General features: G+C 54.6%; 27 protein-coding genes. 11 read left to right on the top strand and 16 right to left on the bottom strand.

Annotation, left to right across the window (positions count from 1 at the left end):
- The first annotated feature begins 2 nt into the window (after nt 1-2).
- Together KK102_RS08575 and KK102_RS08570 are read left to right on the top strand one after the other, a co-directional pair.
- Nucleotides 3-851, top strand: a complete 849-nt coding sequence (locus KK102_RS08575; protein ID WP_126546412.1) for a MurR/RpiR family transcriptional regulator — start codon at nt 3-5, stop codon at nt 849-851.
- Between the two features lie 46 nt (nt 852-897).
- Nucleotides 898-1,158: a YfhL family 4Fe-4S dicluster ferredoxin gene (locus tag KK102_RS08570; protein ID WP_008502177.1), complete on the top strand. Its 261-nt coding sequence runs from the start codon at nt 898-900 to the stop codon at nt 1,156-1,158.
- On the opposite strand, the gene acpS is transcribed toward KK102_RS08570, so the two are convergent.
- The 12 genes from acpS to rseD form a co-directional block, all read right to left on the bottom strand.
- On the bottom strand, nt 1,155-1,535 hold the full coding sequence (gene acpS, locus KK102_RS08565) for a holo-ACP synthase (protein WP_126546411.1): 381 nt from the start codon (nt 1,533-1,535) through the stop codon (nt 1,155-1,157). The genes KK102_RS08570 and acpS overlap by 4 nt on opposite strands.
- Nucleotides 1,535-2,266: a pyridoxine 5'-phosphate synthase gene (gene pdxJ, locus KK102_RS08560; protein WP_216357373.1), complete on the bottom strand. Its 732-nt coding sequence runs from the start codon at nt 2,264-2,266 to the stop codon at nt 1,535-1,537. The genes acpS and pdxJ overlap by 1 nt, the downstream gene beginning before the upstream one ends.
- Before the next feature lie 33 nt (nt 2,267-2,299).
- On the bottom strand, nt 2,300-3,007 hold the full coding sequence (gene recO / locus KK102_RS08555; protein ID WP_216357372.1) for a DNA repair protein RecO: 708 nt from the start codon (nt 3,005-3,007) through the stop codon (nt 2,300-2,302).
- Nucleotides 3,008-3,024: 17 nt separating this feature from the next.
- Entirely contained in the window at nt 3,025-3,930 is a 906-nt protein-coding gene (gene era, locus KK102_RS08550; RefSeq protein ID WP_111965125.1) for a GTPase Era, read from the bottom strand.
- Complete coding sequence (rnc, locus tag KK102_RS08545; RefSeq protein WP_003860711.1) at nt 3,927-4,607, bottom strand: ribonuclease III; 681 nt, start codon at nt 4,605-4,607, stop codon at nt 3,927-3,929. Before rnc ends, era begins: the two co-directional genes overlap by 4 nt.
- Nucleotides 4,608-4,829: 222 nt before the next feature.
- Entirely contained in the window at nt 4,830-5,804 is a 975-nt protein-coding gene (gene lepB / locus KK102_RS08540; protein WP_126546408.1) for a signal peptidase I, read from the bottom strand.
- A gap of 15 nt (nt 5,805-5,819) precedes the next feature.
- Nucleotides 5,820-7,619, bottom strand: coding sequence for a translation elongation factor 4 (gene lepA / locus KK102_RS08535; protein WP_126546407.1), 1,800 nt, complete (start codon nt 7,617-7,619; stop codon nt 5,820-5,822).
- A gap of 185 nt (nt 7,620-7,804) precedes the next feature.
- Nucleotides 7,805-8,281, bottom strand: coding sequence for a SoxR-reducing system protein RseC (gene rseC, locus KK102_RS08530; RefSeq protein WP_126546406.1), 477 nt, complete (start codon nt 8,279-8,281; stop codon nt 7,805-7,807).
- A complete protein-coding gene (rseB, locus tag KK102_RS08525) occupies nt 8,278-9,231 on the bottom strand; it encodes a sigma-E factor regulatory protein RseB (protein WP_216357371.1) in 954 nt (317 codons plus the stop codon). Before rseB ends, rseC begins: the two co-directional genes overlap by 4 nt.
- Nucleotides 9,231-9,881 (bottom strand): anti-sigma-E factor RseA, encoded by a 651-nt coding sequence (gene rseA / locus KK102_RS08520; protein WP_126546404.1) that lies wholly within the window; start codon nt 9,879-9,881, stop codon nt 9,231-9,233. Before rseA ends, rseB begins: the two co-directional genes overlap by 1 nt.
- Nucleotides 9,882-9,912: 31 nt before the next feature.
- The gene (gene rpoE, locus KK102_RS08515) at nt 9,913-10,488 is read right to left on the bottom strand and encodes an RNA polymerase sigma factor RpoE (protein ID WP_126546403.1); all 576 of its coding nucleotides are present in this window, start codon (nt 10,486-10,488) and stop codon (nt 9,913-9,915) included.
- Entirely contained in the window at nt 10,485-10,568 is an 84-nt protein-coding gene (rseD, locus tag KK102_RS08510; protein WP_235843769.1) for a rpoE leader peptide RseD, read from the bottom strand. The genes rpoE and rseD overlap by 4 nt, the downstream gene beginning before the upstream one ends.
- 345 nt (nt 10,569-10,913) lie before the next feature.
- Here rseD and nadB point away from each other — a divergent pair, with 345 nt between their 5' ends.
- Nucleotides 10,914-12,533: an L-aspartate oxidase gene (gene nadB / locus KK102_RS08505; protein ID WP_126546402.1), complete on the top strand. Its 1,620-nt coding sequence runs from the start codon at nt 10,914-10,916 to the stop codon at nt 12,531-12,533.
- Here nadB and trmN read toward each other — a convergent pair.
- Complete coding sequence (gene trmN, locus KK102_RS08500) at nt 12,518-13,255, bottom strand: tRNA(1)(Val) (adenine(37)-N(6))-methyltransferase TrmN (RefSeq protein ID WP_126546401.1); 738 nt, start codon at nt 13,253-13,255, stop codon at nt 12,518-12,520. The two genes, nadB and trmN, sit on opposite strands and share 16 nt — an antisense overlap.
- Nucleotides 13,256-13,387: 132 nt before the next feature.
- Between trmN and srmB the strand changes: the two genes are divergently transcribed.
- Nucleotides 13,388-14,716, top strand: coding sequence for an ATP-dependent RNA helicase SrmB (gene srmB, locus KK102_RS08495; protein WP_126546400.1), 1,329 nt, complete (start codon nt 13,388-13,390; stop codon nt 14,714-14,716).
- Nucleotides 14,717-14,770: 54 nt separating this feature from the next.
- On the opposite strand, the gene grcA is transcribed toward srmB, so the two are convergent.
- Nucleotides 14,771-15,154 carry an autonomous glycyl radical cofactor GrcA gene (grcA, locus tag KK102_RS08490; RefSeq protein ID WP_008502190.1) on the bottom strand — a complete coding sequence of 128 codons (384 nt, stop codon included), beginning with the start codon at nt 15,152-15,154 and terminating at the stop codon, nt 14,771-14,773.
- Between the two features lie 313 nt (nt 15,155-15,467).
- On the opposite strand from grcA, the gene ung reads away from it, so the two are divergent.
- A complete protein-coding gene (gene ung, locus KK102_RS08485) occupies nt 15,468-16,157 on the top strand; it encodes a uracil-DNA glycosylase (RefSeq protein ID WP_023333064.1) in 690 nt (229 codons plus the stop codon).
- A gap of 40 nt (nt 16,158-16,197) precedes the next feature.
- Here the strand turns inward: ung and KK102_RS08480 are convergent, their stop codons facing one another.
- Nucleotides 16,198-17,298 carry a tRNA/rRNA methyltransferase gene (locus KK102_RS08480; RefSeq protein ID WP_126546399.1) on the bottom strand — a complete coding sequence of 367 codons (1,101 nt, stop codon included), beginning with the start codon at nt 17,296-17,298 and terminating at the stop codon, nt 16,198-16,200.
- 204 nt (nt 17,299-17,502) lie between these two features.
- Here KK102_RS08480 and trxC point away from each other — a divergent pair, with 204 nt between their 5' ends.
- From trxC to KK102_RS08450, 6 genes are all read left to right on the top strand, one after another.
- Complete coding sequence (gene trxC, locus KK102_RS08475) at nt 17,503-17,922, top strand: thioredoxin TrxC (RefSeq protein WP_089598419.1); 420 nt, start codon at nt 17,503-17,505, stop codon at nt 17,920-17,922.
- A 69-nt stretch (nt 17,923-17,991) separates the two neighbouring features.
- Nucleotides 17,992-18,690, top strand: a complete 699-nt coding sequence (gene tapT / locus KK102_RS08470) for a tRNA-uridine aminocarboxypropyltransferase (RefSeq protein WP_126546398.1) — start codon at nt 17,992-17,994, stop codon at nt 18,688-18,690.
- 35 nt (nt 18,691-18,725) lie between these two features.
- Nucleotides 18,726-21,389: a bifunctional acetate--CoA ligase family protein/GNAT family N-acetyltransferase gene (locus KK102_RS08465; protein WP_216357370.1), complete on the top strand. Its 2,664-nt coding sequence runs from the start codon at nt 18,726-18,728 to the stop codon at nt 21,387-21,389.
- Between the two features lie 84 nt (nt 21,390-21,473).
- Nucleotides 21,474-21,521, top strand: a complete 48-nt coding sequence (locus KK102_RS08460) for a hypothetical protein (protein WP_214594211.1) — start codon at nt 21,474-21,476, stop codon at nt 21,519-21,521.
- Nucleotides 21,502-22,854: a CDP-diacylglycerol--serine O-phosphatidyltransferase gene (gene pssA / locus KK102_RS08455; RefSeq protein WP_235843767.1), complete on the top strand. Its 1,353-nt coding sequence runs from the start codon at nt 21,502-21,504 to the stop codon at nt 22,852-22,854. Before KK102_RS08460 ends, pssA begins: the two co-directional genes overlap by 20 nt.
- Nucleotides 22,855-22,899: 45 nt before the next feature.
- A complete protein-coding gene (locus tag KK102_RS08450; protein ID WP_126546396.1) occupies nt 22,900-23,223 on the top strand; it encodes a YfiM family lipoprotein in 324 nt (107 codons plus the stop codon).
- Here the strand turns inward: KK102_RS08450 and KK102_RS08445 are convergent.
- Nucleotides 23,220-24,515, bottom strand: a complete 1,296-nt coding sequence (locus KK102_RS08445) for an MFS transporter (protein WP_029485167.1) — start codon at nt 24,513-24,515, stop codon at nt 23,220-23,222. The genes KK102_RS08450 and KK102_RS08445 overlap by 4 nt on opposite strands.
- Nucleotides 24,516-24,793: the final 278 nt, after the last annotated feature.

The raw sequence follows: 24,793 nt of genomic DNA, 5'->3' as shown, positions 1-24,793 counted from the left end.
GTATGAACTGTTTAATTCGCATTCGCCAGCGCTACGCAGGCTTTGCCCAAAGCGACAAGAAGCTGGCGGATTTTCTACTTTCTCAACCCGACCACGCGCGCCATCTCAGCTCGCAGCAGCTGGCGAGTGAGGCCGGCGTGAGCCAGTCCAGCGTGGTTAAGTTTGCCCAGAAGATTGGCTTTAAGGGGTTCCCAGCCCTCAAGCTGGCGATCAGTGAAGCGCTGGTCAGTAACCCCAACCCGCAGTCGATGCCGGTGCATAATCAGATCCGCGGAGACGATCCGATGCGGCTGGTCGGCGAAAAGCTGATCAAAGAGAACGTGGCGGCCATGCATGCGACGCTGGATGTGAATACGGAAGAGAAGCTGCTGGAGAGCGTGGCGATGCTGCGCGGCGCGAGGCGGATCGTTCTGACCGGCATCGGCGCGTCCGGACTTGTGGCGCGTAACTTTGGCTGGAAGCTGACGAAGATCGGCTACAACGCGATAGTGGAGCAGGATATGCACGCCCTGCTCGCCACCGTTCAGGCAATGGATCCTGAAGATTTGCTGCTGGCGATCTCCTATTCCGGTGAACGTCGAGAGATCAACATGGCGACCGATGAAGCGCTGCGCGTCGGCGGTAAAATTCTGGCGATCACCGGTTTTACGCCAAATGCGCTCCAGCAGCGGGCCACGCGCTGTTTATATACCATTGCCGAGGAGCAGGCCACGCGCAGCGCGGCTATTTCGTCCACCAGCGCACAAATGATGCTGACGGATCTGCTGTTTATGGCGCTGGTGCAGCAGGATCTGGAGCGCGCGCCCGAACGCATTCGCCACAGCGAAGAACTGGTAAAGAAACTGGTTTGACGCGTATAATGCCCGCCCAGTTTGTGTTGTTTCTGAGAATTTCCTGATGGCGCTGTTAATTACCAAAAAATGCATTAATTGCGATATGTGCGAGCCCGAATGCCCGAACCAGGCCATTTCGATGGGCGACAGCATTTATGAGATTAACAGCGACCGCTGCACCGAATGCATCGGCCACTATGAGACGCCGACCTGTCAAAAAGTGTGCCCGATCCCGAATACCATCCTGAAGGATCCGGCACACGTCGAGAGCGAAGAGCAGCTGTGGGATAAGTTTGTCCTGATGCACCACGCGGACAAGCTTTAACTTTCGATGATCACCGTCGCGCTGGCATAGTGGCGTTCATCGGCGATCGTCACGTGCACGTGATTCACGCCCAGCTTTTCCGCCAGCTTTTGCGCCTCGCCCCATAAACGCAGGCTTGGCTTACCCAGCTCGTCGTTAAACACTTCAAACTGGTTGAACGCCAGACCGTTACGAATTCCGGTCCCGAAGGCTTTGGCCGCCGCCTCTTTTACCGCAAAGCGCTTTGCCAGAAAGCGCACCGGCTGCTGATGCGCTTCCCAGATGGCCCATTCGTTATCGCTCAGCACGCGTCTCGCCAGGCGATCGCCGCTGCGGGCGATCGCCGCTTCTATGCGGGCTATTTCAACGATATCGGTGCCTAAGCCCAGAATGGCCATTACTGACGCGCTTCCTGCATCAGGCGTTTCATTTCTGAAACCGCCTCTTTCAGGCCGCTCATCACCGCGCGGCCAATGATGGCGTGGCCGATGTTCAGCTCGTGCATTTCAGGCAGGGCGGCAATGGCCTTCACGTTGTGGTAGGTCAGGCCATGACCGGCATTAACCTTCAGCCCCAGGCTCGCCGCGTAGGTGGCCGCTTTAGCAATACGCTCCAGCTCTTTGGTCTGCTCTTCATCGTTTTTGGCATCGGCATAGCAGCCGGTGTGAATTTCGATATACGGCGCGCCCACGTCGGCTGCCGCTTTAATCTGGGTGAAATCGGCGTCAATAAACAGCGAAACCAGGATACCGGCATCCGCCAGTCGCTTGCAGGCATCGCGCATTTTGTCGAGCTGACCGGCCACATCCAGACCACCTTCGGTGGTGACTTCCTGACGTTTTTCCGGCACCAGGCAGCAGAAGTGCGGCTGGGTCTCACAGGCAATCGCCAGCATCTCTTCGGTGACCGCCATCTCCAGATTCATACGGGTATCCAGCGTCTGGCGCAGAATGCGCACGTCGCGGTCGGTGATGTGGCGACGGTCTTCACGCAGATGAACGGTAATGCCGTCGGCGCCAGCCTGTTCAGCGATAAACGCCGCCTGAACCGGATCGGGATACGCCGTGCCGCGCGCATTACGCAGCGTGGCGATGTGATCGATGTTGACGCCTAACAGTAATTCAGCCATGACAATCCTCGGTTTTCTTTTCGATTCTGTGGTCTAACGTTTCGGTACAAACTGCCTGAATAATTCGCGGCTCTTTAAGGGCTTGCCGCCAAGATACGGCTTGAGGGCAATCCGGGTAAAGCGTTTTGCTGCGCGCAGGGTGTCCCGATCGGGAAACTCGCGCTCATACAGCGCCCGGAGCTGGCGCCCGGTAAAGGTGCTGTTGTCGATAACGATGCTGGCAATGAAGCCTTTTTCTTCGCGGTAGCGGTATGTCATGGTGTCTTCTACCTCGTCCCCGCTGCCCGCACAGTGCAGAAAATCGACTCCGTACCCGAGATGGCCCAGCAGCGCCAGTTCGAAGCGGCGCAGCGCAGGCTCGGGCGTGCCGGTTGCGCCAGCCAGCGTCTGGATACAGTGCAGATAATCAAAGAAAAGTTCAGAGAAGCGAGTCTCATGTTCAAGAACGCGTGAAATGAGTTCATTGACATACAGACCGCTGTAGAGCGAGATGCCGGAAAGAGGTAGCGCCAGGGAGACGGCTTCGGCGCTGCGCAGGGTTTTGACTTCCCCTCGCCCACCAAAGCGAACCAGCAGCGGCGTGAAAGGCTGTAGGGCGCCTTTCAGATTAGAACGTTTGGAACGTGCGCCTTTCGCAACCAGGCGCACGCGACCCGACTCTTCCGTGAAGACGTCCAGCATAAGACTGGTTTCGCTCCAGGGGCGACTGTGCAGGACGAAAGCGCGCTGCCATCCATCCATATGCTCGTCGTCTTGCGTTACTGGTCTTCGCCGTAACCGAGGCTGCGCAGAGCACGCTCATCATCGGCCCAGCCAGATTTCACTTTCACCCACAGTTCGAGGTGAACCGGCGCTTCGAACATCTCCATCATGTCCTTACGGGCTTCGATACCGATGGTTTTGATCTTGGCCCCTTTGTTGCCGATCACCATCTTTTTCTGCCCTTCACGCTCAACGAGGATCAGGCCGTTGATGTCGTAGCCGCCACGCTCGTTGCTCTGGAAACGCTCGATCTCCACCGTCACAGAGTACGGCAGTTCAGCACCCAGGAAACGCATCAGCTTTTCACGGATAATTTCAGACGCCATAAAGCGCTGAGAGCGATCGGTGATGTAGTCTTCCGGGAAGTGATGAATCGCTTCCGGCAGATGCTTACGCACGATGCCCGCGATGGTATCCACGTTCAGGCCGGTCTCAGCAGACAGCGGAACGATGTCGAGGAAGTTCATCTGGCTACCGAGCCACTGCAGATGCGGCAGCAGGTCGGCCTTTTCCTGCACGTTATCAACTTTGTTGACGGCGAGGATGACCGGCGTTTTACCGTCGCGCAGCTTGTTCAGCACCATCTCGTCGTCCGGCGTCCAGCGGGTGCCTTCCACAACGAAAATCACCAGCTCTACGTCGCCAATCGAGCTGCTCGCCGCCTTGTTCATCAGGCGGTTGATGGCACGCTTCTCTTCCATGTGCAGGCCCGGGGTATCGACGTAGATCGCCTGATACGCGCCTTCAGTATGGATACCGACGATGCGGTGACGCGTGGTCTGCGCCTTACGCGAGGTGATGGAAATCTTCTGCCCAAGCAGATTATTCAGCAGGGTGGATTTGCCGACGTTCGGGCGGCCGACGATGGCAATAAATCCGCAATAGGTCTTTTCTTCGCTCATTCCAGCTCCAGCATTTTTAACGCCTGTTCGGCGGCAGCCTGTTCAGCCTTACGACGGCTTGAACCTGTGCCCACCACCGGTTCACTCAGGCCACTGACCTGGCAATGGATGGTAAATTCCTGATCGTGCGCTTCGCCACGTACCTGCACCACCAGATAGGATGGCAGCGGCAGATGACGACCCTGCAAATATTCCTGCAGACGCGTTTTCGGATCTTTTTGTTTATCGCCCGGGCTGATTTCGTCCAGACGGGTCTGATACCAGTTCAGGATCAGCTTTTCAACGGTCTGGATATCGCTGTCCAGGAACACACCACCAATTAATGCTTCGACCGTATCGGCAAGAATAGATTCACGACGGAAGCCGCCGCTTTTCAGTTCACCCGGCCCAAGACGCAAACATTCGCCCAGTTCAAATTCACGCGCGATTTCCGCAAGGGTATTACCCCGAACCAGCGTGGCACGCATGCGGCTCATATCACCCTCGTCCACGCGCGGGAAACGATGATAAAGCGCATTCGCAATCACGAAACTTAAAATAGAGTCACCTAAAAACTCGAGGCGCTCATTATGTTTGCTGCTGGCACTGCGGTGGGTTAATGCCTGTTGCAACAACTCCTGATGATGAAAAGTGTAGCCCAGCTTCCGTTGAAGCCGATTAATTACGATGGGGTTCATGCGATACCAATAAATGAATGCGTCAAAAATGCAGCACACGAAACCGACCTGAGAAAACCAACGCGGTTTCGTGTGCCGTGGCTCCCTTGCAGGGCCAACCTTAAACTTCGGGGGAATATTCTATACACAACGACAGGGGATGTCGTTAGTTCGAAGAGATTTATCGTGGAAATAATTCACGTAGCCGCGAAATAGTGCGGCTACGTGCTCTTTTATTGAGAATTAATGGATCCCGCCAATACGATTCAGGCGTACCCCGGTCGGCCATTCGCCTTCCTGCTTCTCAAAACTCATCCAGATCGCGGTCGCTTTACCCACCAGATTCGCTTCCGGCACAAAGCCCCAGTAGCGGCTATCGGCAGAGTTATCGCGGTTATCGCCCATCATGAAGTAATGACCCGGTGGTACGATCCAGCTGGCAAGCTGCTGTCCCGGCTGCTGGTAATACATACCCACTTGATCCTGCGCGATTGGAACCGTCAGGATACGATGGGTGACATCACCCAGCGTCTCTTTACGCTCAACCAGGCGGATACCGTTCTCTTTGGTCTCGCCTTTCGGTACCCGGAAGAATCCGCTGGTCGCTTCGCCGCCGTTATGACGGGCAAAGGTCTGCACAAAATCACTTGGCTCAACGTTTGAGTAGGTGATAGGCAGCGCGTTTTCACAAGCGGTACCGGAACTGCAGCCAGGCTGAACGGTGACTTCTTTCGCAACCGGATCGTAGGTCACTTTGTCACCCGGCAGACCTACCGCGCGCTTGATGTAGTCCAGGCGCGGATCTTCCGGATATTTGAACACCACGATGTCGCCACGTTTCGGATGACCGGTTTCGATCAGCGTTTTCTGGTAGATCGGATCTTTAATGCCGTAGGCAAACTTCTCTACCAGAATAAAATCACCAATCAGCAACGTTGGCATCATTGAACCTGATGGGATCTGGAACGGCTCGTAAATGAACGAACGCACCACCAGCACAATCGCCAGCACCGGAAATACCGATGCACCCGTTTCCAGCCAGCCCGGTTTCGGGCCGACTTTCTTCAGGGTTTTCGCGTCAATCCCATCGCCCGTGGCTGCCTGTGCGGCAGCCTGACGTTCACGACGTTTTGGGGCGAAGATAAACTTATCCAGACACCACAGCAGACCTGTCACCAGGGTAGCGATGACCAGGATCAGGGCAAACATGTTCGCCATGCCAACTCCTTAGGGTTATTTGCCGTCTTTGCCAACATGAAGGATGGCAAGGAATGCTTCCTGCGGCAGCTCGACGTTACCGACCTGCTTCATACGCTTCTTACCTTCTTTCTGCTTCTGCAGCAGCTTTTTCTTACGGCTGACGTCACCGCCGTAGCATTTCGCCAGAACGTTTTTACGCAGCTGTTTCACGGTTGAACGCGCGATAATGTGGTTGCCAATGGCCGCCTGAATCGCGATGTCAAACTGCTGACGCGGGATCAGATCTTTCATCTTCTCAACCAGCTCGCGACCGCGGTATGGCGCATTGTCGTTGTGGGTGATCAGCGCCAGCGCATCGACGCGCTCGCCGTTGATCAGCACGTCCACACGCACCATGTTGGAGGCCTGGAAGCGCTTGAAGTTGTAATCCAGCGACGCATAGCCACGGGAGGTGGACTTCAGACGGTCGAAGAAGTCGAGTACCACTTCCGCCATCGGGATTTCGTAGGTCAGCGCCACCTGGTTACCGTGGTAAACCATGTTGGTCTGCACGCCACGCTTCTCAATACACAGCGTGATGACGTTGCCCAGGAACTCCTGCGGCAGCAGCATGTGACACTCGGCAATAGGCTCACGCAGCTCGTGAATATTGTTCAGCGGCGGCAGCTTGGACGGGCTGTCGACGTAGATCACTTCTTTCGAGGTGGTTTCCACTTCATACACTACGGTCGGCGCTGTAGTGATCAGATCCAGATCGTATTCACGCTCCAGGCGTTCCTGAATGATCTCCATGTGCAGCAGGCCGAGGAAGCCGCAGCGGAAGCCGAAGCCCAGCGCCGTTGAGCTTTCTGGCTCGTAGAACAGGGAGGCATCGTTCAGGCTCAGCTTACCGAGCGCATCACGGAAGTTTTCGTAGTCGTCAGAGCTAACCGGGAACAAGCCCGCGTAAACCTGCGGCTTCACCTTTTTAAAGCCGGGCAGCGCTTTGTCCGCCGGGTTACGCGCACCGGTCAGGGTATCGCCCACTGGCGCACCGAGGATGTCTTTGATGGCACATACCAGCCAGCCTACCTCGCCGCATTTCAGCTCGGTACGGTCAACCTGTTTTGGCGTGAAGATACCCAGACGGTCGGCGTTGTAGACCTGACCGGTACTCATCACCTTAATTTTGTCGCCTTTACGCATGGTGCCGTTTTTGATACGCACCAGCGAAACAACGCCAAGGTAGTTATCGAACCAGGAGTCGATGATCAGCGCCTGCAGCGGCGCTTCCGGGTCACCTTCCGGTGGCGGAATATCGCGCACCAGACGCTCCAGCACGTCGGGAACACCGACGCCGGTTTTCGCCGAGCAGCGAACCGCGTCGGTCGCATCAATGCCGACGATGTCTTCAATTTCTTCCGCCACGCGCTCAGGATCGGCGGCAGGCAGGTCAATTTTGTTCAGAACCGGCACAACCTCGAGATCCATTTCCATCGCGGTGTAGCAGTTCGCCAGGGTCTGGGCTTCCACGCCCTGCCCGGCATCGACCACCAGCAGCGCGCCTTCACAGGCCGCCAGCGAGCGTGAAACTTCATAGGAGAAGTCAACGTGGCCTGGGGTGTCGATAAAGTTCAGCTGGTAGGTTTCACCGTCCGTCGCTTTATAGTCGAGCGTCACGCTCTGCGCTTTAATGGTGATACCGCGTTCGCGTTCCAGGTCCATGGAGTCCAGTACCTGGGCTGCCATTTCACGATCAGACAGGCCACCGCAAATCTGGATAATACGGTCAGACAGCGTCGACTTACCGTGGTCAATGTGAGCAATGATCGAAAAGTTACGTATGTTCTTCATATAGTTAAATAATTATGCCTTACGAATTCCTGGAGGCCGCTGTTCTTAGCCTGACGTTTTTCAGTGCGAAAACGCAGCATTCTACACTACATCCCCGCAACCTGGAAATGCACTTAGAGCCAAGCATAGCGCGAAGAAACGGCGTTTTCTTTTTTGAGATGTAAATAATGATAAAGCCCGGTGGATCACCGGGCTTCAGAAGAGAGCGTCTCGACACGAAGCTGGTCAGGTGCAAGCGCAACATTGAGGATAACGGGTTGCCACTCTTCACGTGCAGCGAGCTTTGGCGACAGGCCTTTGGCAAGCCAAAATCCACCTACGCCCCCCAGTGCAGCACCACACATGGCAGCCACATCGGTGCCAAACAACATCTGGAAAATACCGCCCATCGCAAACAAACCAACCAGTGGGGAGAGATAAACCAGCATCGCGGAGGTCAGCAGACTGCCCTCTGCAATGCCCAGCTCCACCTTCTGCCCTGCCACCAGCGGCTGTTCGCTCGGGACGGCGATCGTATGCGACGTCTGCGGCCCCAGCTTGTTGAGCACGCGGCTGCCACAACCTGCTCTGGACGCGCAGCTGTTGCATGAAGCTTTTACATCACAGCTTACCAGCGCAACGCCATCCTGCCACGATACGACCGTAGCCCACTCTTTAATCATTGCGCAGCCCTGAATTTAATGCTGTCGGAAATGCGCTTCGCCGTTTGCGGCGGCAATTCCCCGACGATGGTGATCTCGGCGTTATCACGTACCGTGGTACTCACCGTACGGCGCCCGGTACGAAGCATTTGTTCAGAACTGTTTGCCGTTGCACGGTTGATATTCACCGAGAAGCTGAACAACCCATCTGAATAAAGGCGTGATTCGACCGGCGTTTCAATGGTCGGCAACTGGCGACGGCTACTGGAGACTTCACTAAATCCTTGCGGGATCCAGGAAGGAACCCAGTTAAAGTTCACAGAATCACCGGCAGGAACCGAAAGCAGCGGCGGCAGGCTGGCTTTGGCCAGATTCTGCATGCTGTTGCCCACCTGATTATTCACGCTGAAGGAGATAACGCGGAACTGTTCCAGCGTTTCACCGTCACGGTCGAGCAGGTCAACGCGCATTGGCAGCTTGGTTTCTGCGTCAACCCAGACGATGTAGCTGTAACGCGTACCGTCTCTGGCAACAACGCGGATAACCTCACAGAGTCTGTCTGCGATGCGGGTTTTGCCGACCGCGATAAAATCGTAGAAAGGCGCAAGACGCTTGAAATCGGTATAGATAAGCGATGGCAAGGAATCAACGATATAGTCGCCATTCAGAGTGAAAGGTTCCAGGCCAGGTTCAAAGTAGCTGATTTCATTGCCATGCTGAACCACTTCCCGACGTGGACCATCCATCTGTAAAAGCTGGGCGAGCGGCTGGTTATCAAGACGGGCATGGCGGTAGCGTAACGATTCGACGCCCTGCTTATTAATGCTGATAAATGCCAACTCGTAATTGAGTGACTGGCTGGCCAGATTCATTTGCTGCAACAACGCCCCGGATGAAACATCAGCCGAGGCGTTGGCAGAGAAGAACAGGCTACCTGTCATCAGAGACATGGCGAACCAAAGTTGCTTCATTACTGCGATTGCGTTCCTAAAGTTTGGTTTCCGGGCACTTGCACAGCAGCCTGCTGGGTTTGTGCCTGCTCAAACTGAAGCTGTTCGGAGTGCAGACGACGCTGCAACTCATAATCCTGCAACATCGCATTGATGCGACGGCGCTGCTCTTGTACCTGCTGTTGCTGACCGCCGCTTGCGGAAGCATCTGCCGGTACGCCCAGGCTAACCGGGCTGGCTTTGCCCATCATCGGCAGTGTATTAAACACTGGCGCTTCAGGCTGCTGATTGACTTCAGACTGAGTATTATAGTGCTGGACGCCAACGATAACTGCAAGCGATACGCAAGCAGCCACGCCCATTTGGGTAAGCTGGCTGGCCCACGGACGCACCTTTTGCCAGAACGGCATTTTCTGCCACTGGTGAGGCGCGGGCTGAGCTTCAGGAATCAGCGGAGTGGTCTGATGTACTGGCTCGTTCTCAATGGCCGCCATGACGCGAGCCGAGATATCGAAATGGAGAACCTCGCCGGTATCACCACGTAGGGTGTCACGGATGAGATGATAGCTCTCCCAGGTCTCTTGCATTTCGGGAGAATGAGACAACTCATTGAGCAGCTCACTATCCAGCGTTTCACCATCCATTAAAGCGGAAAGTTGTTCTTTCTGCATGCCTAATACCTTTTCCAGTATCCCGCTATCGTCAACGCCTGATAAGCGGTTGAACTTTATTATCAATGGCTTCTCGCGCACGGAAAATTCGTGAACGAACCGTGCCGACCGGACAATCCATGATGGCTGCTATCTCTTCATAGCTTAGGCCATCCAACTCCCGTAACGTAATTGCCATGCGTAAATCTTCCGGGAGCGACTCGATCGTGCGAAAAACGATTTGTCTCAGTTCTTCTGACAACATTAAGTTCTCAGGGTTCGAAATTTCTTTCAACGCGCCGCCACTTTCGAAGTTTTCGGCGTCGATTGCGTCCACATCACTTGAAGGAGGACGACGACCCTGAGCGACAAGATAATTTTTTGCTGTATTCACGGCAATGCGATACAGCCAGGTATAAAAAGCACTATCTCCCCGGAATGAATCCAGCGCACGATAGGCCTTAATAAAAGACTCTTGTACCACATCAGGAACGTCTCCCGAGGGTACATAGCGAGAAACCAGACTCGCCACCTTATGCTGGTAGCGAACTACCAGTAGGTTAAAGGCTTTCTGATCTCCCTTTTGGACCCGTTCAACCAGGACCTGGTCCGCTAACTGCTCGCTCATCCGAGGTAATGTCTCCCCAAACCTAAATTCCACGCGCTATCGAAACGCCACTCTAACAGCTTTGTACTTTGAGCAAGCACTGGCTTAGAGCGTCTATTCTTCAATAAGTTCCGTCACGCTTTTGTTTTTGTTCATCGCGCCGCAGACCGATCATTTTCTCTCATTATAAGTCTGATCACGATACGCACCCACTTTCTGACAAGAATCATCAACTTTATCGTCAGAAGAGTAACGCAACACCGGCTTTATTTCACCACAAAATCTGAAGCTAACGATCTGCTTCGCAAAATATTTTCGTTCATTTACCTCTTGTTTAGCTCTGACTTTACGTTTAGTCACCATAACAACATACAAAAAAAACGTGCGGAACCTCTCAGCCAGATGCTATTCTGGCCAAACACTGTTTAGTAAATTAAACAAACATCATGAACACAACACCTGAACTCCATTGTGATGTACTGATCATCGGCAGCGGCGCTGCCGGTCTCTCCCTTGCGCTGCGTCTTGCTGAGCATCAGAACGTGATCGTCTTGAGTAAAGGCCCGATGAGCGAGGGTTCAACTTTCTATGCGCAAGGCGGAATTGCGGCCGTGTTTGACGAAACGGACAGCATTGCCTCACACGTTGAAGACACCCTCATCGCCGGGGCGGGGATTGTGGATGAACATGCCGCAGAGTTTGTCGCCAGCAACGCCCGACACTGCGTACAGTGGCTTATCGATCAGGGGGTGCTGTTTGATACCCACGTCCAGCCTAACGGTGAAGAGAGCTACCACCTGACGCGCGAAGGCGGCCATAGCCACCGCCGCATCCTGCACGCAGCGGATGCCACCGGTAAAGAAGTGGAGACCACGCTGGTCAGCAAGGCGCTGAGCCATCCTAATATTCGGGTGCTTGAACGAAGTAACGCCGTCGACCTGATTATCTCCGACAAGATTGGCCTGCCGGGCACGCGTCGCGTGGTGGGCGCCTGGGTCTGGAACCGCAATAAAGAGAAGGTAGAAACTTGCCAGGCGAAGGCTGTGGTGCTGGCCACGGGCGGTGCCTCTAAGGTGTATCAGTACACGACTAACCCCGACATTGCCTCCGGAGACGGCATCGCGATGGCCTGGCGCGCCGGCTGCCGGGTGGCGAACCTCGAGTTTAATCAGTTTCACCCAACCGCCCTGTTCCACCCTCAGGCGCGCAACTTCCTGCTGACGGAAGCCCTGCGCGGTGAAGGTGCTTATCTGAAACGCCCTGACGGCTCCCGCTTTATGCCGGACTTTGACGCCCGGGGTGAACTGGCCCCGCGCGATATCGTTGCCCGCGCCATCGATCATGAAATGAAGCGTCTTGGCGTGGACTGCATGTATCTCGATATCAGCCATAAGCCAGCAGCGTTCATTCGTCAGCATTTCCCGATGATCTACGAAAAGCTGCTCAATCTTGGCATCGATTTAACGCGCGATCCGGTGCCCATTGTGCCAGCGGCCCACTATACCTGCGGTGGGGTCATGGTTGACGATCATGGGCGTACCGATGTCGATGGTCTGTATGCTATCGGTGAGGTCAGCTATACCGGACTACACGGCGCGAACCGTATGGCCTCTAACTCGCTGCTTGAGTGCCTGGTGTACGGCTGGTCAGCAGCGGAAGACATCGCGAAGCGCATGCCTTATGCCCGTGAAACAGAGCATCTGCCTGCCTGGGATGAAAGCCGCGTGGATAATCCGGACGAGCTGGTTGTGATCCAGCATAACTGGCATGAGCTACGGCTGTTTATGTGGGACTACGTGGGGATTGTGCGGACCACGAAACGCCTGGAGCGCGCCTTGCGCCGCATCACCATGCTGCAGCAGGAAATTGATGAGTATTATGCCAATTTCCGCGTATCCAATAATCTGCTGGAGCTTCGCAATCTGGTGCAGGTTGCCGAGCTGATCGTTCGCTGCGCGATGATGCGTAAAGAGAGCCGTGGACTGCACTATACGCTGGACTACCCGGATCAGCTTGCTGAATCCGGCCCGTCGATCCTCGCCCCGCAGGTTTACATAAACAGATAAAACGCCTGGGTCAGAGCAGTGTAATCTTCGGAATAACGCTGGTCTGGCCCACGGATCACCATTCGGTCATTAAAGCATTCCCCCTCTTTTGGCGAGAGCGCCAGCAGCACGCGGTGCGGCAGTCGTCCTTCCGTATCCGAAATATCGGTACGCAGACGTAACGTCCAGCCGATCTCCTGCGCGATACCGATGAACGTGTTGCCGGTACTCTCAGGCAGGACCACACAGAAAAAACCTTCTTCGGAGATGAGTTCCGCCGCACTGGTGAGCAGCGCTTTATGATCGAGGGAGCCGGTATAACGCGCCTGTTCACGCTCGGGTGTCCCGCACTCAACGCCGGGCTCGTAGTAGGGAGGGTTACTGACGATCAGATCGTAACGCGCGGTTTGTTCAGGTGCCCAGGCCAACACATCTGCGCATTCCACCTTCATTCGGGCTGCCCAGGGAGATTCGGCCATATTGTCACTCGCCTGCCCTGCGGCCTGCGCATCCAATTCGACGGCATCAATGGTGACATGCTCTTCCGTGCGCTGCGCCAGCATTAACGCCACCAGACCGCTGCCGGTACCGATATCAAGAATACGCTTAACACCTGCGACAGGCGCCCACGCGCCCAGTAAAATACCGTCTGTACCGACTTTCATCGCACAGCGATCGTGCGCCACAAAAAACTGCTTAAACGTAAAACCATCGCGGCGCAGCTGCGCTTTGAGTTGAGACATGTCAGGGCAACCTTCTAAGTGAAACTGGAGTAGCATAGGGGAAAGCGAAGTGGCCGAAAAGCGATATCCATACAAACAGATGAAGATTACAGCCGTAACGTCTATAATCAGCGCCCCACACAGAGGTAGAACATGACTGTAACGACTTTTTCCGAACTTGAACTCGATGAAAGCCTGCTCAATGCACTTGAGAGCAAAGGCTTTACACGCCCGACCGCCATTCAGGCAGCGGCCATTCCGCCTGCGCTTGAGGGCCGCGATGTGCTCGGTTCTGCGCCAACCGGCACGGGGAAGACAGCAGCCTATTTGCTGCCTGTGTTGCAGCATCTGCTCGACTTTCCACGTAAAAAATCTGGCCCGCCGCGTATTTTAATCCTGACGCCTACGCGCGAACTGGCCATGCAGGTGGCCGATCACGCGCGTGAACTCGCGGCAAATACCCATCTGGATATCGCTACCATCACCGGCGGCGTGGCGTATATGAACCACGCCGAAGTGTTCAGCGAAAACCAGGACATCGTCGTTGCGACGACGGGCCGCCTGCTGCAGTACATTAAAGAAGAGAACTTCGACTGCCGCGCGGTTGAAACGCTGATCCTCGACGAAGCCGACCGCATGCTGGACATGGGCTTCGCGCAGGATATCGAACACATTGCGGGTGAAACGCGCTGGCGTAACCAGACGATGCTGTTCTCTGCCACCCTGGAAGGGGAAGCGATCAAAGACTTCGCGGAACGTCTGCTGGAAGATCCGGTGGAAGTGTCGGCGACCCCGTCCACCCGTGAGCGCAAGAAGATCCACCAGTGGTACTACCGCGCGGACAACCTCGAGCACAAGGTCGAATTGCTCAAACACCTGCTGAAGCAGGAAGATGCGCTGCGCACCATCGTGTTTGTGCGCAAGCGCGAGCGCGTGCACGAGCTGGCAGAAATGCTGCGTAACGCCGGGATCAACAACTGCTATCTTGAAGGCGAGATGGCGCAGATCAAGCGAACTGAAGGCATTAAGCGCCTGACCGACGGTCGCGTTAACGTGCTGGTTGCAACAGACGTTGCCGCTCGCGGGATCGACATCCCTGACGTCAGCCACGTCATTAACTTCGACATGCCGCGCAGCGGCGATACCTATCTGCACCGTATTGGCCGTACCGGCCGCGCGGGCCGCAAAGGGATTGCGATTTCACTGGTCGAAGCGCATGACTACCTGCTGCTGCAGAAAATTGGCCGCTATGTTGACGAGCCGCTGAAAGCGCGCGTTATTGACGGCTTGCGCCCGACCACACGTGCGCCGAGTGAAAAGATGACGGGTAAACCGTCCAAGAAAGCGCTCGCGAAACGTGCTGAGAGAAAAGAGAAAGAAAAAGAGAAGCCGCGCGTGAAGCAGCGCCACCGCGATACCAAAAATATTGGTAAGCGCCGTAAGCCAAGCTCTGCCGCGCCACAGACGAAAACTGAAGAGTAAAAAAAAGCCGGGAAATTTCCCGGCTTTTTTATTCCACCCCCGTGACTGAAACCCTTACAGGCTTTCAGTAAAGGTACGGGCGATAACGTCGCGCTGCTGTTCTGGAGTCAGTGAGTTAAAGCGAACCGCATAGCCGGACACGCGGATAGTCAGCTGTGGGTATTTTTCTGGGTGTTCAACCGCGTCCATCAGCGTTTCGCGGCGCAGTACGTTTACGTTCAGGTGCTGACCACCTTCCACGCGCACTTCTGGTTTCACTTCCATTGGGATTTCACGGTATTCGATTTCGCCCAGTTTGCTCACCGGCACGATTTCATCTTCAGCAAAACCCGCTTTCGCCACGACGCAGCGCGCTTCGTTTTTCTCGCTGTCCAGCAGCCAGAAAGAGTTGAGCAGATCGTCATTTGCAGCTTTAGTAATCTGGATACCTGTAATCATGTGTTGCCTCCCTAGGCTACATTAACTGATGTCGGCCTCACGCGGCCAATTGGTAAAACCATTGTTTCTTGTGTGTATATATATCATTCACACCCCGGTGATTTATTGATTTAAATCAACAAAAACACCAACCACATAAAGAGTGTGGTTTGAATTTATTGTTTTAGATCAATTTAACAGCCTTACCAATTCAACTTGCCCTGCATCTTTTCAAAATAAATTTAGCCACTTAGCGCACATTTCAGCGTGTCATTTTGATCACCGGGGTTAAACAGGTAAGCTAGTCACAGATTGAGATTCGCAGGAGAGCGAGATGACAACACCTTTAACCTGGCATGACGTGCTGGCAGAAGAAAAGCAGCAGCCTTATTTTATCAATACGCTCAGCACCGTTGCGGCTGAGCGCCAGTCCGGACAGACGATTTACCCGCCGCAGAAAGATGTGTTCAACGCCTTTCGCTATACCGAACTGAGCGATGTGAAAGTGGTTATTCTGGGCCAGGATCCCTATCACGGCCCGGGACAGGCGCATGGACTGGCGTTTTCCGTCCGTCCGGGCGTGGCGATCCCCCCTTCTCTGCTCAACATGTATAAAGAGCTTGAGGGAACCGTGCCCGGGTTTACCCGGCCAAACCACGGCTACCTGGAAAGCTGGGCGCGCCAGGGCGTGCTGTTATTGAACACGGTACTCACCGTAAGGGCGGGCCAGGCGCACTCGCACGCCAGCCTGGGCTGGGAGACGTTCACCGATAAAGTCATCAGCCTGATCAACGAGCATCGTGAAGGAGTGGTGTTTTTACTCTGGGGATCGCATGCGCAGAAGAAAGGAGCGATTATCGATCGCCAGCGTCATCACGTGTTGAAAGCACCGCACCCGTCACCGCTGTCTGCCCATCGCGGTTTCTTTGGCAGTAATCATTTTGTTCTGGCGAATGAATGGCTGGAAAAACGTGGCGAAACGCCCATTGACTGGATGCCTGTGTTACCGGCAGAGAGCGAGTAGGGTTTGAATGTGCCGGGTCAGGCCCGGCACATGAAGAGGCTTATGCCTTATTCTGACGCCACCACTCGGCCAGCAGCACGCCGGTTGCAACGGAAACGTTCAGACTTTCCACGTTGCCTGTTCCGTCGATAGAGACGCTCAGATCCGCACTGGAGAGCGCTGCATCAGACAGACCATCGCGTTCCTGACCTAACACCAACACCATCTTACGTGGCAGCGTCGCTTTAAACAGCGGCGTACCGGCGTGGCTCGAGGTGGTCACGATGGAATAGCCCGCTTTACGGAACTGCTCAAGGGCATCCAGCACGCTGTCGCCGGTGATCGGCTGTACGTGCTCGGCTCCGCCTTCCGCAGTACGGATCGCGGCGCCGGATTCCAGCAGCGCGGCATCCTGCAGCAGTACGCCTTTCACGCCAAAGTGCGCGCAGCTGCGCATCATCGCACCCAGGTTGTGCGGGTTGCCCACGTCTTCCAGCGCCAGCACGCAGTCATCGGCATCCGCCTGGCTGACCCACTGCTGAACGGTGGTGCCGTTACGTTTTTTGATCAGGAAGCAGACGCCGCCGTGGTGTTCGGTACCGGACGCTTTGGTCAGCTCGGCATCATCCACAACGTGGTAGGCTTTGCGGTTCGCGGCCATCCAGCGCAGCGCTTCTTTGAAGCGCGGAGTCACGCTCTGGATAAACCAGGCGCGGACGATACACTCAGGACGGCTCTGGAACAGGGCCTGACAGGCATTCTCGCCGTACACGCGGGTCTCTTCCGCACGCTGACGGCGCAGCACTTCCGGGTCGATAAAGCTCTTACCGCTGATACCGCCGTGATCGGCTTTTTCTGGCGCCTCATCGCCAGGGGCGCGAGAAACGGTGCGCCACGGGGAGGCGTTATCACGTGAGAAGTCATCCCGCGGACGGTCATCGCGTTTGCGATCGTCACGCTTGCGGTCATCACGTTTGCGGTCATCACCGCGGTTGTTTCTGTCATCGCGGGCGGGGCGACGGCCACCGTCTGCACGAGAAGACGCCGGACGCCCGCCACCTTTTCCGGTACGCGGATTTTGGGTGCGTTTATCAGAGTCATCATCACTGCGGACATACATCACTTTGACCTTGCCGCTTTTATTTTTCATTTCGTCGTTCATGCTTTTCTCCACCAGCGCTGCGCGAAGCGCGCAGATTACCCGATGTGCCAGCGCATAGCCATAATTTCGTACAAAAGCCTGTGACTATTGTTCTCATTGAATAAAACGCATTGTTGTTTCAAACAGGCTCATTGATAATATGTAACATATTAGAAACATTATCGGCGTTCTGCCGCTGTCCCACGGCTCTATCAGAGGTTAGTTATGAATACCGTATGTGCCAACTGTCAGGCTCTTAACCGCATTCCGGACGATCGGATGGAAGATGGTGCGAAATGCGGACGTTGTGGCCATGAATTGTTTGATGGCGATGTCATTAACGCGACGGGTGCTACGCTGGACAAACTCCTCAAGGACGATCTTCCTGTGGTGGTCGATTTCTGGGCACCGTGGTGCGGCCCCTGCCGCAGCTTTGCACCGATCTTCGAAGACGTGGCCGAAGAGCGTAGCGGAAAAATGCGGTTCGTTAAGGTGAACACCGAAGCCGAGCGCGAACTGAGCGCACGTTTTCGTATTCGCAGCATCCCGACCATTATGATTTTCAAAAATGGTGAAGTGATCGACATGCTCAACGGCGCAGTTCCGAAAGCGCCATTTGAAAGCTGGTTAAACGAGTCGCTGTAACATTCGTGGGGCACATCTTGTGCCCCGTACTCGCCTCTGCGAAAATAGGGTTTTTCCTGCATTTCGCCCATGACTGATAACGCTGTTCTCCAATTACGCGCCGAACGCCTTGCGCGCGCCACGCGCCCGTTCCTTGCCCGCGGCAACCGTATCCGGCGCTGTCAGCGCTGCCTGCTGCCGCTGAAGGTTTGCCTCTGCGAGACGCTTACCCCGAGTACGGCGGAAAGCCGTTTTTGTCTCGTCATGTTCGATACCGAGCCGATGAAGCCCAGCAATACGGGGCGTCTTATCGCCGATATTTTGCCGAATACCGCCGCGTTTCAATGGTCTCGTACAGACCCCCCTCAGGCACTGCTCGATTTAGTCACAAACCCCGACTATCAGCCAATGGTGGTTTTCCCGGCCTCCTACGCGGGAGAACAGCGCCAGGTTCTTTCTGCGCCGCCATCCGGTAAGCCGCCGCTGTTTATTATGCTGGACGGCACCTGGACCGAAGCGCGAAAAATGTTCCGCAAAAGCCCCTATCTGGATGCTTTACCGGTGATTTCAGTCGATTTGTCTCGCGTCTCGGCCTATCGCCTGCGTGAAGCCCATGCTGACGGGCAATATTGCACGGCGGAAGTGGCAATTGCGCTACTGGATCTGGCCGGAGATACCCAGGCCGCCAGCGCGTTAGGCAGCCATTTTTCCTGTTTCCGCGAGCGTTACCTTGCAGGAAAAACCGTTCATAAGGGCAGCGTCACAGCAGCCGAGGCAGAAAGCGTTTAAAATCATCAGGCCGCTTGCATTCACAGGAGAGTTGCATGAGCCAGCGAGGGTTAGAAGCGCTACTACGACCTAAATCCATTGCCGTTATTGGCGCCTCCATGAAACCGGATCGTGCGGGTTACCTGATGATGCGTAACCTGCTGGCTGGCGGATTTAATGGCCCTGTCATGCCCGTCACCCCTGCTTATAAGGCCGTTCAGGGGGTACTTGCGTGGCCAGATGTTCAGAGCCTGCCCTTCGTTCCCGACCTCGCTATCATCTGTACGCATGCGCAACGGAATCTGGACTTACTGGAGTCGCTTGGCCAAAAAGGGTGTAAAACCTGCATTATTCTCTCCTCACCTCCTGAACAGCAGCGAGAACTCCTGGCCTGTGCCGGTCGCTTTCAGATGCGTATTCTGGGGCCAAACAGTCTGGGACTGCTCGCACCATGGCAAGGACTGAATGCCAGCTTCTCCCCGGTGCCAATCCGCAAAGGCAAACTCGCCTTTATTTCGCAGTCGGCAGCCGTATCGAACACCATTCTCGACTGGGCGCAGCAGCGTGAGATGGGATTCTCCTACTTCATCGCTCTGGGTGATAGCCTCGATATCGACGTAGATGAGCTGCTGGATTTCCTGGCCAGAGACAGTAAAACCAGCGCGATTCTTCTCTACCTTGAGCACTTAAGCGATGCCCGTCGCTTTGTGTCAGCTTCGCGTAGCGCATCGCGCAATAAACCGATCCTGGTCATCAAAAGTGGACGTAGCCCGGAGGCGCAGCGTTTGCTGAATTCGCATTCAGGTATGGATCCCGCGTGGGATGCCGCGATCCAGCGTGCCGGTTTACTTCGGGTGCAGGATACGCACGAGCTTTTTTCCGCCGTTGAGACGCTGAGCCATATGCGTCCGTTACGCGGCGAAAAGCTAATGATTGTCAGCAATGGCGCGGCACCTGCAGCGCTGGCACTGGATGAGCTTTGGCTACGCAACGGTAAGCTGGCTACGCTCGGCGAAGAGACGCTGCAACGTCTGCGTGAGGCATTACCCGTTAGCGTCGCTCCAGGCAACCCGCTGGATTTACGCGATGATGCCAGCAGCGAGCGCTATATAAAGGCTATTTCTATTTTGCTGGACAGCCAGGATTTCGACGCGCTCATGATCATCCACTCGCCCAGTGCGGTTGCGCCTGGTACTGAAAGCGCGCGAGCGCTCATTGACGCTGTGCGTAATCATCCGCGCGGCAAATACGTTACCGTGCTCACCAACTGGTGCGGTGAATTTTCCTCTCAGGAGGCACGACGGCTTTTCAGTGAATCCGGGTTGCCGACGTATCGCACACCAGAAGGGACTATCACCGCATTTATGCACATGGTGGAATACCGTCGTAACCAGAAGCAACTGCGTGAAACCCCGGCCTTACCGGGTAACCTGACTGCGAATGCCGTCGACGTCCACCGACTGCTGCAGCAGGCTATCGAAGAGGGGGCGACCTCGCTCGACACGCATGAGGTACAGCCCGTTCTCGGCAGTTACGGCATGCAAACGCTGCCGACATGGATCGCCAGCGACAGCGCGGAGGCCGTCCATATCGCTGAGCAAATTGGCTACCCGGTTGCCCTGAAGCTTCGCTCGCCGGATATCCCACATAAGTCGGATGTTCAGGGCGTAATGTTGTACTTACGCACGGCAGTGGAAGTGCAGCAAGCAGCAGATGCCATTTTCGACCGCGTCAAAATGGCCTGGCCGCAGGCCCGGATCCATGGCCTTCTTGTGCAAAGCATGGCTAACCGAGCAGGCGCCCAGGAGCTCCGCGTGGTGATTGAACACGATCCGGTCTTTGGGCCGCTGATTATGCTGGGTGAAGGCGGCGTTGACTGGCGACCTGAAGAGCAGGCGGTGGTAGCATTACCGCCGTTGAATATGAATCTGGCACGCTATCTGATAATACAGGCGATAAAGAGCAAAAAAATCCGTGGCCGGAGCGCCCTGCGCCCGCTTGATATTGCCGGATTAAGCCAGTTCCTGGTGCAGGTGTCTAACCTGATAGTGGATTGTGCGGAGATTCAGCGGTTGGATATTCATCCCCTGCTCGCCTCCGGCAATGAGTTTATCGCGTTGGATGTCACGCTGGATATTGCGCCATTCACAGGAGACAGGGAGAGCCGTCTGGCGATCCGCCCTTATCCCTTACACCTCGAAGAATGGGTGGAGATGAAAAACGGCGAACGCGCGCTCTTCCGCCCTATTCTGCCGGAAGATGAGCCGCAGCTGCGCACATTCATTTCTCAGGTGACCAAAGAAGATCTTTACTACCGCTACTTTAGCGAGATCAATGAATTCACTCATGATGATTTAGCCAATATGACGCAGATCGACTACGATCGAGAAATGGCGTTTGTGGCCGTACGGCGTTCCGGGCAGAGTGATGAGATCCTCGGCGTGACCCGTGCTATTTCGGATCCGGATAATATCGATGCGGAGTTTGCCGTACTGGTACGCTCTGATCTAAAAGGCCTGGGCCTGGGGAGACGGCTGCTGGAAAAACTCATCAGTTATACGCGAGATCACGGATTGCTACGCCTGAATGGCATTACTATGCCCAACAATCGCGGTATGGTCACTCTGGCGCGCAAACTGGGTTTTGACGTGGATATTCAGCTGGACGAAGGGATTGTGGCCTTGTCACTCCCCCTGACATCAGCAGATAAACAAGAGTAACCTACTGGAAATGTTACCCACTTTTGATAGCACTGGGGTATCATTGTCCGCTTATGTTGTTTGCATGCTACAGACAACCCTTCAATGAACAGAGAAGAAACGCACTGTGATGTTGTCAAAATTCAAGCGTAATAAACATCAACAACACCTTGCTCAACTACCGAAGATTTCTCAGTCAGTTGATGATGTAGAGTTCTTTTACGCTCCCGCTCATTTTCGGGAGACGCTCCTGGAAAAGATCGCCAGCGCTACGCGACGTATTTGTATTGTGGCGCTGTATCTTGAACAAGATGAAGGCGGGCGCGCGATCCTGAACGCGCTCTATGAAGCTAAGCGTCAACGTCCGGAGCTGGATGTTCGCGTTCTGGTTGACTGGCACCGTGCACAGCGCGGCCGTATTGGTGCAGCGGCGTCTAACACGAATGCTGACTGGTATTGCCGCACGGCGCAGGAGAACCCTGGCGTTGATGTGCCGGTTTATGGTGTACCGGTCAATACCCGTGAAGCACTCGGCGTTCTGCATTTCAAAGGCTTTATTATCGATGATTGCGTCCTCTACAGCGGCGCGAGTCTGAATGACGTTTACCTCCATCAGCTCGATAAATATCGATATGACCGCTACCATCTGATTCGTAATGCGCAGATGGCGGATATCATGTTTAATTGGGTTGACAGACACCTGGTCCATGGCCGTGGCGTGAACCGTCTCGACGATCCTCATCGACCTAAAAGCCCCGAAATCAAAAATGATGTTCGCTCTTTCCGTCAGGAGCTGCGCGATGCGGTGTATCATTTTCAGGGCGATGCCAATAACGAAGAGCTTTCCGTTACGCCATTAGTCGGTTTAGGCAAATCGAGCCTGCTGAACAAGACCATTTTCCATTTGATGCCGTGTGCGGAGCAGAAACTGACCATCTGCACACCGTACTTTAACCTTCCTGCCGTGCTGGTGCGTAATATCATTCAGCTGCTGCGTGAGGGTAAAAAAGTGGAAATCATCGTGGGTGATAAAACGGCAAACGACTTCTTCATTCCCGAAGATCAGCCGTTCAAAATCATTGGTGCACTGCCTTATCTCTATGAGATTAACCTTCGCCGTTTCCTGAGCCGCTTACAGTATTACGTCAACACTGACCAGCTGGTTGTGCGTCTCTGGAAAGATGAAGACAACAGTTACCATCTGAAAGGCATGTGGGTCGACGATGAGTGGATGCTGCTGACAGGCAATAATCTGAATCCACGCGCCTGGCGCCTGGATCTGGAAAATGCCATTTTGATCCACGATCCGCAGCATGAATTAGCCGCGAAACGCGAGCGCGAGCTGGAATTGATTCGTACTCATACCACCGTCGTTCGCCATTACCGCGATCTGCAGAGCATTGCCGATTATCCTGTGAAAGTCCGTAAGCTTATTCGTCGTTTACGTCGGATCCGGATAGATCGCCTTATCAGCCGTATTCTGTAATGTTCAGGCCCTGTCATTAGCAGGGCTTTTTTATGGAGTTCGTTAATGCGCATCCCTCTCTTATTCGCTCTCCTGTGCCTGACAGGATGTAGCCACATGGCTAACGACAGCTGGTCGGGTCAGGATAAAGCCCAACACTTTATCGCTTCTGCCATGTTGTCCGCTGCCGGTAATGAGTATGCGCAACATCAGGGATACAGCAGGGATCGGAGTGCGGCAATCGGCCTTATGTTTTCAGTAGGCCTGGGAGCATCAAAAGAGCTTTGGGACAGCCGCCCCGCAGGGAGCGGCTGGAGCTGGAAAGATTTTGCCTGGGATGTTGCCGGCGCAACGACCGGCTATGCCGTGTGGCAGATGGCGCATTATTAAAGTCGAATGCCTTTGCCCTTGCGGTGCAGCATCAGGGACACGATGAAAGCCAGAGCCCCCATTACCGTGACATACCAGAAAAACGTTGTTTCACTGCCCCATGATTTAAGCGACAGGGCAACGTATTCCGCAGACCCGCCAAAAATCGCATTCGCCACTGCATACGAAAGCCCAACCCCCAGCGCACGAACCTGAGCCGGGAACATTTCCGCCTTGAGTATGCCGCTGATCGAGGTATAGAAACTGACGATCACCATCGCCACCATCACCAGCGCAAATGCCGCATACGGTGAGGAAACATGCTGAAGCGCAGTCAAAATGGGGACGGTACATAATGCAGATAAGCCGCCAAAAATAAGCATCGATGTACGTCGACCCATCTTATCCGAGAGCGCTCCGATGAGCGGTTGTATGAGCATAAAGACAAATAAAGCCACCGTCATGACAACGCTGGCGACATTCGCATGCATACCTGTAGTGTTCACCAGATACTTCTGCATATAAGTGGTGAAAGTGTAAAAACTGAGAGAGCCGCCCGCAGTAAAGCCCAGCACCATCAGGAAAGCTTTGCGGTTACGCCATAACCCTTTGAATGTTCCCGCCTCCTTCAGCGTTCTGACTTCCTTCTGAGAGGTTTCATCTAACTGACGACGCAGCCAAAGTGCGACGATAGCCAGTACAGCGCCCATGGCGAAAGGAATTCGCCATCCCCAGGTGTGAAGCTGTTCATCCGTCAAAATCTGCTGCAGGATCACCACGACAAGGATGGCCAACAGCTGACCACCAATTAGCGTGACGTACTGGAATGAGGCGTAAAAACCTTTACGGCCTTCCAGTGCAATCTCACTCATGTACGTCGCGCTGGTACCGTATTCGCCGCCGACAGATAGCCCCTGGAATAAGCGAGCCAGCAATAGTAGCGCTGGTGCCCATGTACCAATCGTTTCGTATCCTGGCAAGCAGGCGATCACCAGAGAACCAAAACACATCATACAAACTGAAATCAGCATGGATGCCTTTCGGCCACGGCGATCCGCTATGCGGCCAAACAGCCAGCCCCCGATGGGTCGCATCAAGAATCCTGCAGCGAATACCCCTGCCGTTTGTAGCAACTGCGTTGTGGTGTTTCCCGAAGGAAAGAAGATATGTGCGAAATAAAGCGAACAGAATGAGTAGACGTAAAAGTCGAACCATTCAACCAAGTTCCCTGAAGAGGCACTGACGATTGCCCATACCCTTCTGCGGGTATCACTGTTGGCCAGCGTCCCGTTTGATGCAATGCTTTCTGTCATTGTGATTATGCTCCTGCCATAAACAGCGGCGTGTTGAGTCCAGAAAGACTCGCTCGCCTCGTAAATGAAATGTTATAATTTTGTTATAATAGAAATTGCGATGAAGATCACACATTCCATTAGCAGGATAAGCGATCAGGTGAAAGGATAATTAAGAGAAGATCCAAAAGCAAAAAACCCCGTACCTTTCGGTACGGGGTTCTTCTTAATTGATGCCTGGCAGTTCCCTACTCTCACATGGGGAGACCCCACACTACCATCGGCGCTACGGCGTTTCA

The organism is Enterobacter quasimori (genome assembly GCF_018597345.1).
In the GTDB taxonomy this organism is placed as follows: Bacteria; Pseudomonadota; Gammaproteobacteria; order Enterobacterales; family Enterobacteriaceae; genus Enterobacter; species Enterobacter mori.
Note: the sequence above shows the minus strand (reverse complement) of the source record. Positions and strands in the feature narration are given on the sequence as shown.

Coding starts and splice junctions, on each gene's coding strand:
- era (WP_111965125.1), bottom strand. CDS start 3,930: ATGAGCGAAGAAAAGACCTATTGCGGATTTATTGCCATCGTCGGCCGC.
- grcA (WP_008502190.1), bottom strand. CDS start 15,154: ATGATTACAGGTATCCAGATTACTAAAGCTGCAAATGACGATCTGCTC.
- KK102_RS08450 (WP_126546396.1), top strand. CDS start 22,900: ATGCGCATCCCTCTCTTATTCGCTCTCCTGTGCCTGACAGGATGTAGC.
- recO (WP_216357372.1), bottom strand. CDS start 3,007: ATGGATGGATGGCAGCGCGCTTTCGTCCTGCACAGTCGCCCCTGGAGC.
- trmN (WP_126546401.1), bottom strand. CDS start 13,255: ATGTCTCAACTCAAAGCGCAGCTGCGCCGCGATGGTTTTACGTTTAAG.
- acpS (WP_126546411.1), bottom strand. CDS start 1,535: ATGGCCATTCTGGGCTTAGGCACCGATATCGTTGAAATAGCCCGCATA.
- ung (WP_023333064.1), top strand. CDS start 15,468: ATGACAACACCTTTAACCTGGCATGACGTGCTGGCAGAAGAAAAGCAG.
- rseB (WP_216357371.1), bottom strand. CDS start 9,231: ATGAAGCAACTTTGGTTCGCCATGTCTCTGATGACAGGTAGCCTGTTC.
- rseC (WP_126546406.1), bottom strand. CDS start 8,281: ATGATTAAAGAGTGGGCTACGGTCGTATCGTGGCAGGATGGCGTTGCG.
- KK102_RS08480 (WP_126546399.1), bottom strand. CDS start 17,298: ATGAACGACGAAATGAAAAATAAAAGCGGCAAGGTCAAAGTGATGTAT.
- rnc (WP_003860711.1), bottom strand. CDS start 4,607: ATGAACCCCATCGTAATTAATCGGCTTCAACGGAAGCTGGGCTACACT.
- KK102_RS08570 (WP_008502177.1), top strand. CDS start 898: ATGGCGCTGTTAATTACCAAAAAATGCATTAATTGCGATATGTGCGAG.
- trxC (WP_089598419.1), top strand. CDS start 17,503: ATGAATACCGTATGTGCCAACTGTCAGGCTCTTAACCGCATTCCGGAC.
- KK102_RS08445 (WP_029485167.1), bottom strand. CDS start 24,515: ATGACAGAAAGCATTGCATCAAACGGGACGCTGGCCAACAGTGATACC.
- pdxJ (WP_216357373.1), bottom strand. CDS start 2,266: ATGGCTGAATTACTGTTAGGCGTCAACATCGATCACATCGCCACGCTG.
- lepA (WP_126546407.1), bottom strand. CDS start 7,619: ATGAAGAACATACGTAACTTTTCGATCATTGCTCACATTGACCACGGT.
- srmB (WP_126546400.1), top strand. CDS start 13,388: ATGACTGTAACGACTTTTTCCGAACTTGAACTCGATGAAAGCCTGCTC.
- nadB (WP_126546402.1), top strand. CDS start 10,914: ATGAACACAACACCTGAACTCCATTGTGATGTACTGATCATCGGCAGC.
- KK102_RS08465 (WP_216357370.1), top strand. CDS start 18,726: ATGAGCCAGCGAGGGTTAGAAGCGCTACTACGACCTAAATCCATTGCC.
- lepB (WP_126546408.1), bottom strand. CDS start 5,804: ATGGCGAACATGTTTGCCCTGATCCTGGTCATCGCTACCCTGGTGACA.
- tapT (WP_126546398.1), top strand. CDS start 17,992: ATGACTGATAACGCTGTTCTCCAATTACGCGCCGAACGCCTTGCGCGC.
- rpoE (WP_126546403.1), bottom strand. CDS start 10,488: ATGAGCGAGCAGTTAGCGGACCAGGTCCTGGTTGAACGGGTCCAAAAG.
- rseA (WP_126546404.1), bottom strand. CDS start 9,881: ATGCAGAAAGAACAACTTTCCGCTTTAATGGATGGTGAAACGCTGGAT.
- KK102_RS08575 (WP_126546412.1), top strand. CDS start 3: ATGAACTGTTTAATTCGCATTCGCCAGCGCTACGCAGGCTTTGCCCAA.